13 protein-coding genes and 1 tRNA gene are annotated in these 13212 nt (G+C 73.5%); 3 read left to right on the top strand and 11 right to left on the bottom strand.

Annotated elements, in window-relative coordinates:
* Window positions 1-9 precede the first annotated feature (9 nt).
* From aroA to LC193_RS21115, 3 genes are read right to left on the bottom strand one after another with little or no spacing between them, the layout of a single operon-like run.
* Entirely contained in the window at window positions 10-1359 is a 1350-nt protein-coding gene (gene aroA, locus LC193_RS21125; RefSeq protein WP_226076489.1) for a 3-phosphoshikimate 1-carboxyvinyltransferase, read from the bottom strand.
* A gap of 41 nt (window positions 1360-1400) precedes the next feature.
* Window positions 1401-2114: a M50 family metallopeptidase gene (locus tag LC193_RS21120; RefSeq protein ID WP_226076486.1), complete on the bottom strand. Its 714-nt coding sequence runs from the start codon at window positions 2112-2114 to the stop codon at window positions 1401-1403.
* 58 nt (window positions 2115-2172) lie between these two features.
* A complete protein-coding gene (locus LC193_RS21115; RefSeq protein ID WP_226076484.1) occupies window positions 2173-3561 on the bottom strand; it encodes an RNA polymerase sigma factor in 1389 nt (462 codons plus the stop codon).
* A gap of 156 nt (window positions 3562-3717) precedes the next feature.
* Between LC193_RS21115 and LC193_RS21110 the strand changes: the two genes are divergently transcribed.
* Entirely contained in the window at window positions 3718-4329 is a 612-nt protein-coding gene (locus LC193_RS21110) for a DUF2637 domain-containing protein (protein WP_226076482.1), read from the top strand.
* 51 nt (window positions 4330-4380) lie between these two features.
* Here LC193_RS21110 and LC193_RS21105 read toward each other — a convergent pair whose 3' ends face one another.
* Window positions 4381-5343 (bottom strand): N-acetylmuramoyl-L-alanine amidase, encoded by a 963-nt coding sequence (locus LC193_RS21105; protein ID WP_226076480.1) that lies wholly within the window; start codon window positions 5341-5343, stop codon window positions 4381-4383.
* 124 nt (window positions 5344-5467) lie between these two features.
* A complete protein-coding gene (locus tag LC193_RS21100) occupies window positions 5468-5752 on the bottom strand; it encodes a hypothetical protein (protein ID WP_226076478.1) in 285 nt (94 codons plus the stop codon).
* On the opposite strand from LC193_RS21100, the gene LC193_RS21095 reads away from it, so the two are divergent.
* On the top strand, window positions 5747-6055 hold the full coding sequence (locus LC193_RS21095; RefSeq protein ID WP_226076476.1) for a hypothetical protein: 309 nt from the start codon (window positions 5747-5749) through the stop codon (window positions 6053-6055). The two genes, LC193_RS21100 and LC193_RS21095, sit on opposite strands and share 6 nt — an antisense overlap.
* A 273-nt stretch (window positions 6056-6328) precedes the next feature.
* Here the strand turns inward: LC193_RS21095 and LC193_RS21090 are convergent.
* From LC193_RS21090 to LC193_RS21080, 3 genes are all read right to left on the bottom strand, one after another.
* Window positions 6329-6404, bottom strand: a tRNA-His gene (locus LC193_RS21090).
* A gap of 93 nt (window positions 6405-6497) precedes the next feature.
* The gene (gene orn, locus LC193_RS21085; RefSeq protein ID WP_226076473.1) at window positions 6498-7094 is read right to left on the bottom strand and encodes an oligoribonuclease; all 597 of its coding nucleotides are present in this window, start codon (window positions 7092-7094) and stop codon (window positions 6498-6500) included.
* Window positions 7095-7140: 46 nt separating this feature from the next.
* Entirely contained in the window at window positions 7141-8247 is a 1107-nt protein-coding gene (locus LC193_RS21080) for a GlxA family transcriptional regulator (protein WP_226076471.1), read from the bottom strand.
* Between the two features lie 741 nt (window positions 8248-8988).
* Here LC193_RS21080 and LC193_RS21075 point away from each other — a divergent pair.
* Complete coding sequence (locus tag LC193_RS21075) at window positions 8989-9510, top strand: universal stress protein (RefSeq protein ID WP_086158205.1); 522 nt, start codon at window positions 8989-8991, stop codon at window positions 9508-9510.
* A 462-nt stretch (window positions 9511-9972) separates the two neighbouring features.
* Here the strand turns inward: LC193_RS21075 and glmS are convergent, their stop codons facing one another.
* The 3 genes from glmS to LC193_RS21060 all read right to left on the bottom strand — a co-directional run bounded on the left by glmS (window position 9973) and on the right by LC193_RS21060 (window position 13110).
* Entirely contained in the window at window positions 9973-11793 is a 1821-nt protein-coding gene (gene glmS, locus LC193_RS21070) for a glutamine--fructose-6-phosphate transaminase (isomerizing) (RefSeq protein WP_226076468.1), read from the bottom strand.
* Between the two features lie 76 nt (window positions 11794-11869).
* Window positions 11870-12145, bottom strand: a complete 276-nt coding sequence (locus LC193_RS21065) for a hypothetical protein (RefSeq protein WP_226076464.1) — start codon at window positions 12143-12145, stop codon at window positions 11870-11872.
* An 89-nt stretch (window positions 12146-12234) separates the two neighbouring features.
* Window positions 12235-13110 (bottom strand): DUF4429 domain-containing protein, encoded by an 876-nt coding sequence (locus LC193_RS21060; protein ID WP_226078834.1) that lies wholly within the window; start codon window positions 13108-13110, stop codon window positions 12235-12237.
* Window positions 13111-13212 lie beyond the last annotated feature (102 nt).

Below are 13212 nucleotides of genomic sequence, written 5' to 3'. Positions count from 1 at the left end.
GGCCGGTCCTCAGTCCACGTCCCCGGCGAGCATGCGGTGCCACAGGTCGGGGAAGTCGGGCATGGTCTTGCCCGTGGTCGCGATGTCCTCGATCTCGATGTCCTTCACGACGAGGCCGAGCACGGCCGCCGCGGTCGCGAGCCTGTGGTCCTCGTAGGTGTGGAACACGCCGCCGTGCAGCGCGCGCGGCCGGATGCGCAGCCCGTCCTCGGTCTCCGTCACGTCGCCGCCGAGCGCGTTGATCTCCTTGGTGAGCGCCGCGAGCCGGTCGGTCTCGTGCAGTCGCAGGTGCCCCACGCCGCGCAGGACCGACTCGCCGTCGGCCAGGGCCGCGACGGCCGCGATGCCCGGCGTCAGCTCGCCCACCTCGCTCAGGTCCGCGTCGATGCCGCGCACCCGGCCGGTGCCGGTCAGCGTCAGGCCGCGGTCGTCGAGCACGCAGCGGCCGCCCATCTCCGTGAAGATCTCCCGCAGCGCGTCCCCGGGCTGCGTGGTGCGGGCCGGCCAGTCGGGGATGGTGACCGTGCCACCGGTGACCAGGGCGGCGGCCAGGAACGGCTGGGCGTTCGACAGGTCGGGCTCCACGACCAGGTCGCCGCCGAGCAGCGCGCCCGGCGCCACCCGCCACACGTTCGGCTCGCCACCGGAGTCGGGCGCGTCGACCTGGGCGCCGGCCCGCCTGAGCATGTCCACGGTCATCCGGATGTGCGGCAGGGAGGGCAGGGTGCGGCCCGTGTGCCGCACCTCGATGCCCTGGTTGAAGCGCGGCGCCGACAGCAGCAGCGCGCTGATGAACTGCGAGGACGACGAGGCGTCCACCTCGACGTAGCCGCCGTCGAGCGAACCGGTGCCGTGGATGGTGAGCGGCATGGCGCCGCGCCCGCCGTCCTCGATGCGGGCGCCGAGCGCGCGCAGCGCCTCGATGAGGCTGCGCAACGGGCGCTCGTGGGACCGGGGATCGCCGTCGAAGCCGACCGGCCCCTCGGCCAGCGCGGCCAGCGGCGGCAGGAACCTCATGACGGTCCCGGCGTTCCCGACGTCGACCGTGGCCGGGGCCTGCGGCGCCGCCGGGATGACGCGCCACGACTCGCCGCGGCCCTGCGGCAGCCCCGAGACGGCGCTGCTCGACGAGACGGTCTCCTCGATGCCGATGCCGAGCGACCGCAGCGCGTCGGCCATCAGCAGGGTGTCGCGCGACCTGAGGGGGCGGCGCAGCCAGCCCGGGTCGGCCGCGAGCGCCGCCAGGATCAGCGCGCGATTGGTGACCGACTTGGACCCGGGCACCGTGACGGTTGCGTCGACCGCGCCGGAAGCCGACGGCGCGGGCCAGAGAACGAGACTTTCGCTGTGGTCGGTCATGGCTCTCACTCTAGTGCGCGGCGCCCACCGCGCCGGGGCGGCTACAGGTCGAGCAGCCAGCTCCCGCCCCCGATGAGCGACGTGAGCGCGACGACGTGGAACAGCAGCAGCCACATCGGCGCGGGCACGTGCGTGAGGCGGGCGAGCTGGTCGGCGTCGGAGTCGCGCGCCTCGCCGCGCCGGCGCTTGGCCTGGAGCTCGAACACCGGGCGCACGCCCCCGAGAAGCAGGAACCACACCACCACGTAGGCGAACGCCGCCTGCACGTCGGGGCCGGTGAGCCAGGACACCAGGAGGAACGCGGCTCCGGTCAGCACGACGGTCAGCATCCCGTAGGCGTTGCGGACCATGACGAGCAGGGCGAGCAGCAGGGCCGTGGCCCCCCAGAGCAACGCCGTGATGCGCCCGTCGGACAGCAGCGCGGCGCCGCCGAGCCCGAGCAGGGAGGGCGCGGTGTAGCCGGCGGCGGCGGTCAGAATCATGCCGAAGCCGGTCGGTTTACCGCGCGAGACGGTCAGACCCGAGGTGTCGGAGTGCAGGCGTATGCCTTGGAGGCGGCGGCCGGTGAGCAGGGCCACCAGGCCGTGGCCGCCCTCGTGGGCGATGGTGATCGTGGTGCGGGACAGCCGCCACACCGGGAACGGGGCGACCGCCGCCAGGGCGACGAGGGCCGCCGCGACGATCAGCCACAGTTCCGGGTCGGGCTGGGTGCCGGTGACCCGGCCCCACAGTTCGTCGATGTCAGCGGTGTCCATAGCACGGCCGATCCTAACGGTGCCGTCTCGGCCGGGTCCCGCGCCGGCCGGAGCCTTCCTAGAAGGCCCCGGCGGGAGCCCCCGGCAGGGCCGGAAGGCCCGGCGGCACGGGCAGGTCGCGCGAGTCGAACGGGGCGGGCGGTGCCAGGGAGCCGGAACCCGAGGCGCAGGCGTCGGACGCCGGTTCCGGCAGCGCGGAGGCGAGTTCCGAGGCGCACAGGTCCGCTTCCGCTCCGGGAACGGCTTCGGCCGCCGGAGCGGACGCCGGAGCGGGGCGCGGTTCCGGCGCGGGGCGCGGAGCGCGGGCGCCGGGCGGCTCCGGCGCGGCGGCCGACGTCTCGGCCTCGGGTTCGCGCCGGTCCTGTGCTTCGGTCTCCGGGCGCTCGCGTTCCTGCCCGCGGTGGTGCGCGGCCGGGCGGTTCGCGCCGTCGTCCTCGCTCGGCGTGCGGCCCTCGCCGTGGCGCCCGGGCTCGTCGGCGAGCCGGTCGGCCACCAGGGGAGCCGAGGCCGTGGCGGTGACCGCCGCGAGCGCGACGGCGGCCGTGAGGGCCGCCCTGCCCGACCTCCTGCGCGGCACGGCGCCGCCCGGGGCGTCCGCCGCCCCCGCGGTCCGCGGCCCGGGAACGGCCCGCCGCGCGGCGGCCTCCCCGCCGGGCGGCGCGTCCGGCCCCGCGAACCAGCCCGCGAGCAGCACCGGCAGCACGCGGCGCAGCGTCCCGTCGAGATCCCGCAGGTCCCCGTGGGCCGTTCGGCAGCGGGCACAGCTGCCGAGGTGGCGGCGCAGCCCGGAGCGGCCGGGACGGGCCGGGACGCGGGTGCGGGCCCCGAGCCGGCCCGCGTGGCGCAGGCACTCCTCGTGGCCGTCCGACGCGTCGCCCGCGTGCGCCTGGCGGTAGGCCGCGCGCAGCCCCTCTCCTGCCCGGTGGGCGAGGAGCGCGGTCGCGACGGCCGTCAGGCCGAGCCGGCCGGCCACGCGCCGGACCGGCTCCCCGTCGACGGCGGTCCGCCACAGCACCTCCTGCCACCGTTCCGGCAGGCTCAGGAACGCCTGGACCACCACATCCCCGTCCGGGCGCCCGCTCGCGTCCGCCCCGCTCGGCTGCCCCTCCGCGCCCGCGACGGGCGGGGCACCCGGCCCGGCCTCCGGAGGTTCGAGCCGGCCGTCCGCGGCCCACTGCGCCGCCGTCCGCCTGACCATCGTCAGCAGGTAGGCGCGCACGGCGGTCCGCGGACCACCGCCGGCCCGCACCGCGCCGAGGGTGCGTGCGAAGACCTCGGCCGTCAGGTCGTCCGCCGGGCGCGGGTCCCGGCAGCACAGGCGCGCGTAACGCCGGACCGCCGCCTCGTGCCGCTGGTACAGCGCGGCGAAGCCCGCGTCGTCACCATCGCGCGCACGCAGCAGTAGAGCGCCGTCGGATTCATCCGGAACGACCTCATCCGTAGCCATGAACCCTCCTGTGGGTGATGTGCCTGGCGTCTCCAACGACGACCGGAAAGGGAGGAAACGGTGCGGTCAAGGCACCACGTCACCCACCACTCCAGAGGGAACCATTCACTCCAATGCCGCACATCCCCCCAAGAAACCTGTCGTTGGCGGAATGTGATGTCACTGAACCAGCAGATGATGTACGACCCCGCGGGGACCACGCACCTGTTCCTGCCGCCGGAGCTGCGCGTCGACCCTGCCGCCGACGCACGCGACGGATACGGCGGACGGGCCCCGAGGGAGCCCTCGGCCCGTCGCCACCGCAAGGAGCGCGCCCGGCTGAAGTGGCAGAGCGGCACGCTGCGTTCGTGGTGGCTCCGATGCGCGAGCCTGCTGCTGGCCGCGGCCGCGGCGGTGCTGGTGGCCATGCTCAGTGTGCTGGGCGGACTGGTCTCCTACGCGCCGCTGCGGGACGCCGCCTCTCCCGGCGTCCCGCAGCAACTCGCCGCCTGGTGGCCGTTGCTGATCTACGGCCCCTGGCTGGTCGCCTCGCTGTCGATCCTGCGCGCGGCACTGCACCAACGGCGCGTCCTGCACTCGTGGGCGGTCGTCCTCCTCTTCTCGGGGCTCGCCGTGTGCCTGTGCATGTCACAGGCGCCGAGGACCCCGACGAGCCTGGCCGTCGCGGGGCTGCCGCCGCTGTCGGCCCTGTTCGCGTTCCATCAGATCGTCCGCCAGATCACGTTGATCAACCCGCCCCGGCACGCGCTGCCGCGCCGGCGCCGCTGACCCGCGCCGGCGTCCGGGACCACAGGAAACGGCTCCGCCGCGGGTCGGCGTTCACTCCTCCCGCGTGCCCGCGACGGCCCGCTCGATCCTGGCGACCAGCTCGTCCGCGTCCACAGAGCCGTCTTGCGCCGCCAGGGCGCCGGCCAACTCGGCGACGGCCGCGCGCAGAGCCACGACCTCGGAGTGCGTCCTGCTCAGCAGCCCCCACGCGTCCGCGTCCGCGCCCGAGGGGCGGAACTGCCAGGTGTGGTGCGGACTCGCCGCGTCGTCCCACATCTGCCGCGCGTCGCGCACGTCGAGACGCTCGTCCCGGTAGAGCGCCACCTGACGCGCCGCGGCCTTGGCCACCTTCTCGATGTCGGCGTCGCTCAGCGGCATGTCGTCCTCCTCGGGGTCCCAGTCGGCGGGATGCCTCAGTCGTTCCGCGACGCGCTTGCGCAGGTCGCTCATGGATATGCCGGGACCACGCGGATCGATCTTGCCCGGCTGCCACTCCAGGTGGCCGATCACGGACGTCGTGCCCTGTTTGCCCCAGCCGTGCGCACGGCAGAGCGCCGCGGAGGCCCGCACGATGGCCTCGACCTGGGCGGGGGGCCAGGGGTCCTTGTTGTCCCCCAGGTTCACGCATTCGAAGCCGTAGAAGTGCCGGTTGCCGTCCGTGTCGGCCTGGTTGTCGGGAGGAAGGGTCCGCTCGGCGATGACGGCGTCCAGCACGTCCCCGTCGCCACTGCCCGCGTGGTTGGCCCGCCCGTGCCCGACGAGGTGCACCGTGCCGTCCTTGGCGATCACGCCGTGGCACAGCGGCCCCGGCAGGTCGGAACGCCCGTCGTAGCACAGGTCCACCGTGGCGTCGGTGCCGCTGGTCACGGTGTGATGGATCATCACACCGTGCACCGGGCCCCAGGCACCGACGTGGTTCCTGTTGTGCGTACGCCAGGACCTGTGCTCGACGATCCGGACGCCCTCCCCCTTGAGCGCGCTCACCAGCCTGGCGGCGGAAAGTGGAGAAGCCATGTCCCTCTCCTTCCCAGGTTCGGCCGCGCCATGGCTGCGCGGGCGCCAACTCCTCCCACTTTCCGCACTGATGGGTGTGCGGACCAGCCGGCGCACCCGGGGCGCACGCCGCGGGCGCACGCGTTCAGCAGGCGTCCCACTTCCAGGACCGGTTCTCGGACACCCACGACTCCGCCCGCCGCGGCTCGTCGAGCTCGGGCACCCCCACCGTGTAGGTGACCACGGCGGAGTCCGCCTCGATCAGGTTCGTCGTGTAGGTCTGGACCGTGAGCTCGCCGTGCTCGGCGGCGGCCCCGGCGACCTCATCGCCGTGCGCGGACGAGCCCACCAGGTCGCGGCACCGCTCGGACAGCATGGCGTAGGCCGTCACCGCCTCGCCCGCGAAGTACGCCCGCGTGTACGCGTGCACGGCGTTCTCCAACGCGGCCTCCTGCTCGGCGGCGGCGTCCCCGCCCGCCTGCGCCTCGCCGGACGAGCCGCCGGAGCCCGCCTCTTCCCCGCCACCGCCGCCGTCAACGTCAACATCAACGTCAACATCAACGTCGTCGTCATCGTCGTCGTCATCGTCGTCGTCATGATCGCTCTGCCGGTCGCCGTCCCTGGCGGACGGCTTGCTCCCGGACCCGTCCCCGCCACACGCGGCAACGGTCAGCCCCAGGCAGGCGGCGACCGTCACAGCGGTCAGAACTCGTCGTACACGAAAGCTCGTTGACATGCGCCGAGCCTCCCACGGCCCGCCGGCGCCCGAACGCGCGGCCACCCGGCCGTGACAGAAGCGGAACACGCGCGGGCGGCACGCGGAGTCGGCCGCGCACCGGTCCGGCGGTCGGGCGGGGACGGAGGAGCCGAGGCGCATGAGCAAGCCCGGCGGCGGTGGACCGGACGGACGCCCTGCTCACCCCCCGGCCCGGCGGGGCGCGCACCGGCCGACCGCGGGGACGCAGAAGGCCCGGCCGCGTTTTCCGCGAACCGGGCCTTGAGCCTCTGGGGTGAGTGACGGGACTTGAACCCGCGGCCACCTGGACCACAACCAGGTGCTCTACCAACTGAGCTACACCCACCATGACCGGAATCGTCCGGACGCCGCCTGGCGCCCGTCCTGTCCGGCCGGAATATGAGTGTACAGGGTCCCCGGCGGTGCCCGCGCCAGGGTTTCAGCGCACCACGTGCTGGGCCGCGATCCGCTTGGCCGCGTCGCTGTCCGGGCCCGGCTGCGGGACGAAGATGGCCTCCCGGTAGTAGCGCAGCTCGGCGATGGACTCCCTGATGTCCGCGAGCGCCCGGTGGTTGCCGCTCTTCTCCGGGCTGTTGAAGTAGGCCCGCGGGTACCAGCGGCGGGCCAGCTCCTTCACCGAGGAGACGTCGATCACGCGGTAGTGCAGGTGGGTCTCAAGGCGCGGCATGTCCCGGGCCAGGAAGCCGCGGTCGGTGCCGATCGAGTTGCCGCACAGGGGCGTCTTGCCGGCCTCGGGCGCGTGCCGCCTGATGTAGTCGAGGACGAGGTCCTCGGCCTCACGGAGCGTGGTGCCCGCGGCCAGCTCGTCCAGCAGGCCGGAGGCCGTGTGCATCGCCCGCACCACCTCGGGCATCGACTCCAGGGCCGCGGCCGGCGGCCGGATCACCACGTCGACCCCGTCTCCGAGCACGTTCAGCTCGGAGTCGGTCACCAACGCGGCCACCTCGATGAGCGCGTCGTCGGCCAGCGAAAGCCCGGTCATCTCGCAGTCGATCCACACCATGCGATCGTTCATGCGAACAACCTTACGTCGCTCAGCGCGACTGCCCCGCACCCGGCGCTCACGGTACGGGGCGGCTCCGCTGGCCGGGCAGGCGCGGCGAGAAGCCGTCGCCCGCCGGCTTGGCCCGGTCCACCGTGTCCTGCTGCCTGGCCCGGTACGCGGCCCGGTAGGCGGCGGGGGACGCCCCGAGCTGCCGCCTGAAGTGGCCGCGCAGCGCCACCGGGGAACGGAAGCCGCACCGGCCGGCCACCTCGTCCACCGAGTAGTCGGACACCTCAAGCAGCCGCTGCGCCTGGAGGACACGCTGCGTGATCAGCCATTGCAGCGGGGCACTGCCGGTGAGCGCGCGGAACCTGCGGTCGAACGTGCGCCGGCTCATGTAGGCGCGCGCGGCCAGCGTCTCCACGTCGAACTGCTCATGCAGATGTTCGAGGGCCCAGGCGACGACCTCGGCGAGCGGGTCGGCCCCGATGTCCTCGGGTAAAGAGCGGTCGAGGTGCCGGTGCGCCCCCGTCTCCGTTCCGCTGCCCCGGCGCGGCGGCAGCACCAGGCGGCGGGCGAGCGCCGCGGCCGCCTCGGGGCCGTGGTCCTGCCGGACGATGTGGAGGCACAGGTCGATGCCCGCAGCGGTGCCGGCCGAGGTGAGGATGTCGCCGTCGTCGACGAACAGCTCCCTCGGGTCCACGTGGACCGAGGGGTACCGCTTGGCGAGGGTCGGCGCGTACATCCAGTGGGTGGTCGCGGGCCGGCCGTCGAGCAGCCCGGCGGCGCCCAGCGCGAACGCGCCCGTGCACAGGCCCACGATCCTGGCGCCCTCGCTGTGCGCGCGGCGCAGCGCGGCGAGCGCGGCGGCCGGCGGCGGGCCGGTGATGGACCGCCACGCGGGCACGATCACGGTGCCCGCCCTGGCCACGGCCCCCAGGCCGTAGGGCGCTCTCAGTTCGAGACCCGCCGTGGTGCGCAGCGGCCCCTCCTCGCCCGCGCAGGCGAGCAGCCGGTAGCGCGGTACGCCCGCGTCCTGGCGGTCGACCCCGAAGACGGACAGCGGAATGGAACTCTCGAACATGGGACTGCCGCTGAACAGCAGCACCGCGACGACTTCGCGGCGGCGTCGGGCAGCCAGCTTGACGGCGGGCTCGGGGCCGTGCGTTGGGTCCTGGCTCATGCTCCTCAGTTCCCTCGGTCGTCGCGTCCTCGGTCCAGCACGTTTCCCCCGACGTGATTGCCAAGATCGAATCTACTGGGTCGGGTGAGGTCGGCGGGACAAGTTCATCACTCGGCGCTATATCGACATGACAACGTGGCGCGAAGCATTCGATCAGGAAGCGTTACACGTAGGAGCAGTTGGGGGAAGTGCGCCTCACCTCGCCACTCGGCACCGCGGGGCCGGAGCGCCCCGGGGCGCGCCTCCGTCCCGGTATACAGGAGATGTTGACGGGGCGTGTGGGCAACGTGGGTCTGGAGTGGCGAAGTTGGCCGAAAATGAGACCCGTGCCCACGACCGCCCCGGCGCGCGACCGGCGCACGCCGGGGGCGTTCACCGTTCACCCGTGCTGTAATTGACGGGCGACACTCAGCGAGCAGCCGCTGCTCCGAGCCACGCCCCGTGACGCCGGGAAGTGAACGCGGAACGGCGCCACGACCGGTCACGCAGCGGATGCGTCCGCGCCCCGCCGTGTCCGAAAGCATTGCGCCGCCGCGTGCCGGTAGGGCATGCTGCACGGTCACAGCGGCGGCGTCCGGTTTCAGGGGTTGCAGGCAGCGCCCCTGGGAACTACCTACCTGACGCCGTACCCTGGAGGTGGCACCAGTGGAAGCACAACGAATCTCCACCGCTCCCCCGCGTCCCACCCCCACAGCCCACACACTCACGAGGTTTCCTCACTGACCCACCGCTGAGGCTTCGATGGCTGGATACGAGTTCCCCGAACCAGCGGATCGCCGGCAGGTCGCCGATCCCTCCTCCCCTCCCGACCCGGTGGAGGAAGCGGGAGGGTCGCACGACCCGGCGTTCCAGCACGGCGTGGTGGTGGGCTTCGACGGCTCGATGTCGAGCGAGCGCGCCCTGGCGTACGCCGTGGGCATGGCCAGGCGGTCCGGCTCCGGACTGATCATCGTGCACGTGGCCAACCGGCTGCCCACCACCGTGTGGGCCGGCTGCGAGCCGCCGGCCCTCGTGGACGTGCCCGACCACAGGACCGAGGTGCTCGGTCTTGAGCTGGCCTGCGCCGACCACCTCTCCGACGTGCCCTGGGTCCTTCTCGAACGCGGCGGCGACATCTGCCACGAGCTGGAGGAGGTCGGCCAGGAGTACGAGGCCGACGCGATCGTCGTCGGGACCACGCACGGACTGCTCAGCCGGCTGTTCGGCTCGGTCTCGGGGCGGCTCGCCCGGCGCGCGCAGCGCCCGGTGGTCGTCATCCCCTGACCGCCCCGGCGCGCGGCGCACGGCGGCACCACCCCACGCCCGCCTGCGCGCCCCGCCGGGCGCGCGGGCGCCGCAGGGCTCCGCACGGCTTCGGAACGCTCCCTCCGGGCCGCCGGAACGGCTCACGGGCGCCCCACGCGGCCTCGGGGCCGCCGCTGCGCCGTGCGCGCACGAGGCATTCACCAAATTCGTCGCCCGGAAGTGGTGGATTGTGCGTTTGTGATGGGCATAACCGGGACACCGACCGAGGCTAGGGCCGCCGACGGGAGGTGACGGACCCGGAGGCGGCTTCTCCCCGCCGGCGTAATGGGCGACGCCGGCGCATGAAGCGGCCCCCGGGAGCGCGTTTGGTGGCACGCGCTTCCCGGGGGCCGCAGTGCGCCAGGACCTGCGGCAGAGCGCCGCCGCGGGAGGCCGCGGACCGCGAAGGCCGCGGGACCGCGCCGGCCGAGCGATTCGCGCCTATTCGACCGTCACGGACTTGGCCAGATTCCGGGGCTTGTCGATGTCCCTGCCCAGGGCGAGCGCTGTGTGGTAGGCGAGCAGCTGGAGCGGGATGCCCATGAGCACCGGGTCGAGCTCCGGCTCGTTGCGCGGCACCACGATCGTGCTGTCGGCCTTCGGCTGCTCCTCGTGCGCGACGGCCAGAATGCGCCCGCTGCGCGCCTTGATCTCCTCAAGGGTCGCCCGGTTCTTGTCCAGCAGCTCGTCCGTCGGAACGATCGCCACCGTCGGCACCGCGGGCTCGACCAGGGCCAGCGGACCGTGCTTCAGCTCGGACGCGGGGTACGCCTCGGCGTGGATGTAGGAGACCTCCTTCAGCTTCAGGGAGGCCTCCTTCGCCACCGGGAAGCCCCGGACCCGGCCCACGAACATCATGCTCCGCGCCTCGGCGAACTCGGCCGCGAGCTTGGCGATCCGGTCCTCCTCGCGCAGGATCTCGGCGATCTGCCCCGGCAGCCGGCGCAGGCCCTCGATGATGCGCTTGCCGTCCGCGACCGACAGGTCCCTGATCCGCCCGAGGTGCAGCGCGAGCAGCGCGAAGGCCACGGCCGTGTTGGTGAAGCACTTGGTGGACACGACGCACACCTCGGGCCCGGCGTGCACGTAGATCCCGCCGTCCGTCTCCCGCGCGATGGCGGAGCCGACCACGTTGACCACGCCGAGCACCATGGCGCCCTTGCGCTTGAGCTCCTGCACGGCCGCCAGCGTGTCGTAGGTCTCGCCGGACTGGCTCGTGGCGATGTAGAGGGTGTCGGGGTCGACCACCGCGTTGCGGTAGCGGAACTCGCTGGCCGGCTCGGCGTCCGCCGGGATGCGCGCCAGCTCCTCGATCATCTGGGCGCCGATCAGACCCGCGTGGTAGGCGGAACCGCAGCCCAGGATCTTCACCCGCCGCACGCCGCGCGCCGCCCTGGCGTCCAGGTTCAGGCCGCCGAGCCGCACCGTGGCGAACCGGTCGTCGATCCGGCCGCGCAGCACCCGGTCCACCGCCTCGGTCTGCTCGGCGATCTCCTTGTGCATGTAGGTGTCGTGGCCGCCCATGTCGTAGCTCTCGGCCTCCCACTCGACGGTGGTCGGCGCGGCCGAGGTGCGGCTGCCGTCGGTCGTGTAGGTGCGGTAGTCGTCGGCCTTGATGGTGGCCATCTCGCCGTCGTCCAGGGTGATCACCTGGCGGGTGTGGCTGATCAGGGCGGCGACGTCGGAGGCGACGAACATCTCCTTCTCGCCGATGCCGAGCACCACGGGCGAGCCGTTGCGCGCCACGACGATGCGGTCGGGGAAGTCGGCGTGCAGCACCGCGATGCCGTAGGTGCCCTCGATGTACCGCAGGGCCTCGCGGACCTTGTCCTCCAGCTTCTCGCCCCGCGCCCGGGCGATGAGGTGCGCCAGCACCTCGGTGTCGGTCTCGGAGGCCAGCTCGACGCCGTCGGCGGCCAGTTTGGCCCGCAGGTCGGCGGAGTTGTCGATGATGCCGTTGTGCACGACGGCGATGCGCCCCGCGGCGTCCAGGTGCGGGTGGGCGTTGGCGTCGTTGGGGGCGCCGTGCGTCGCCCACCGGGTGTGGGCGATGCCGCTGGTTCCGGAGAACCGGGCGGGGACCTTGCTCTCCAGGTCGCGGACCCGGCCGGCGTTCTTCACGGTCTTGAGGCCGCCGCCGCGCCCGCTGTTCTGGATCGCGATGCCCGCCGAGTCGTACCCCCGGTACTCCAGCCGCTGGAGACCCTCCAGCAGGAGGGGCGCGACATCCCTTGTGCCGATATATCCGACGATCCCACACATAGCCGTTCCTCCTGCTGGTCGTTCGCTCGCTGTCCGGGACCGCCGCCGCCCGGCGGCGGTCCGCCCGTGCCCCCGCTCAGCCGTAGACGATCCGCCGCAGCTGCCGCAGCGACAGCGCGGGAGGCGCCACGGCGCGGTGCGGCAGTTCCTCGGAGATCTGCCGGAAGATCGCGTCGTTGGTGAGCCCGCGGGAACGCAGCTCCCGGTGGCGGCGGCGGACGTACTCCTCGGCCGACTCGTCGAAGTACGCCAGCACATCGAGGACCACCCGGGCCGCCTCGCCCCGCGCGAGGGACGTGCTGCGCACCAGGTGGTCCACGAGGTCGTCATGGGGCGTACGGCGTTCGGGCACCCCTCGATACTGAGGAGCCGGAATGCTTTTCGCAACAATCCTGCCCGATATCGGGCACGGGCGTGTCGCGAACGCCGTTCCGGCGCCGCTCACAGCCGGTCGAGCATCGCCTTCTTGGCCGCCGAGAACTCCTCGTCCGTGAGCACGCCGCTCCGGTGCAGCTCCCCCAGCTCCCGCAGGCGCCGCAGCACGGTGTCCGGGTCGGTCTGCCCGGCCACCGGGCCCTTCGCCAGGGGGCCGTCGGCCGCCGCGCCGACACCCGACGGGTGCGGCAGGCGGGCCGTGACGGCGGCGGCCAGCAGGGCCGACTCGGCGACCTCGCGGCCCGGGCGCCAGCCCCACAGCACCACGCAGTTCGGGTCGTGCGCCGGCTTGCCCATGTGCGGGCCGTGCCGGGGCAGCAGCCGCAGGTAGCCGCTCTCAAGCCGCGGCGGCGACCACGAGACCCCGGCCAGGTCGGCGAGCCCGACCCGGTGGGTCCCCGTGCTCTTCTTGGCCTCCTCGGTCGCCCAGTTCCAGGACAGGCGGATCTCCTCGCCGTCGAAGAACATCTCGCCGTCGGAGCCGTGCAGGGTCAGCGGCACGGCCGGTCCCGGCAGCAGGAAGCGGTCGGTGGCCGTGTCCTCGACCTGCTCGATGGTGCGCGCGTCGCGCACCGCGTCCGCGAAGTACTCGGCGACACCGGCGCGATCGCGTTCGACCTCCAGGCGGTAGGGGTCGGCCGCGTCAGGCAGCGCGCCGCCGGTGGCCTGCGTCAGCGGATCGGCGCCGGGGCGCAGCCGCAGCCGCAGCCGGCCGGCCTTGCGGCCCGCCTCGTAGGACACGCCGGCCACCGCCGCCAGCGGCAGGGCGATCTCCCCGAGCATGGTGCGCAGGGCGTGCACCCCCCGGCCGTGCCCCGGGACGATGCGCACCGTGTCGCCGTCGAACGTCCACGTTCCTGTCGGCTGGTTGATCTCTGCCATCGACGCCATGACGCGATTGTCGCAAACGGCCCGCGCGCGGCCCCGCGTCCGTTCCACGGCACGGAACGGGGACACGGAGACACGGGGACACCGCCGGAACGC

The organism is Streptomyces marincola (assembly GCF_020410765.1).
GTDB classification, from domain to species: Bacteria; Actinomycetota; Actinomycetes; order Streptomycetales; family Streptomycetaceae; genus Streptomyces; species Streptomyces marincola.
Note: the sequence above shows the minus strand (reverse complement) of the source record. Positions and strands in the feature narration are given on the sequence as shown.

Bases quoted from the DNA above. Each gene is read 5' to 3' on its own strand.
- LC193_RS21115 (WP_226076484.1), bottom strand. From the start codon at position 3,561: ATGGCTACGGATGAGGTCGTTCCGGATGAATCCGACGGCGCTCTACTG.
- LC193_RS21105 (WP_226076480.1), bottom strand. From the start codon at position 5,343: ATGGCTTCTCCACTTTCCGCCGCCAGGCTGGTGAGCGCGCTCAAGGGG.
- glmS (WP_226076468.1), bottom strand. From the start codon at position 11,793: ATGTGTGGGATCGTCGGATATATCGGCACAAGGGATGTCGCGCCCCTC.
- LC193_RS21120 (WP_226076486.1), bottom strand. From the start codon at position 2,114: ATGGACACCGCTGACATCGACGAACTGTGGGGCCGGGTCACCGGCACC.
- aroA (WP_226076489.1), bottom strand. From the start codon at position 1,359: ATGACCGACCACAGCGAAAGTCTCGTTCTCTGGCCCGCGCCGTCGGCT.
- LC193_RS21075 (WP_086158205.1), top strand. From the start codon at position 8,989: ATGGCTGGATACGAGTTCCCCGAACCAGCGGATCGCCGGCAGGTCGCC.
- LC193_RS21110 (WP_226076482.1), top strand. From the start codon at position 3,718: ATGTCACTGAACCAGCAGATGATGTACGACCCCGCGGGGACCACGCAC.
- LC193_RS21060 (WP_226078834.1), bottom strand. From the start codon at position 13,110: ATGGCAGAGATCAACCAGCCGACAGGAACGTGGACGTTCGACGGCGAC.
- LC193_RS21080 (WP_226076471.1), bottom strand. From the start codon at position 8,247: ATGAGCCAGGACCCAACGCACGGCCCCGAGCCCGCCGTCAAGCTGGCT.
- orn (WP_226076473.1), bottom strand. From the start codon at position 7,094: ATGAACGATCGCATGGTGTGGATCGACTGCGAGATGACCGGGCTTTCG.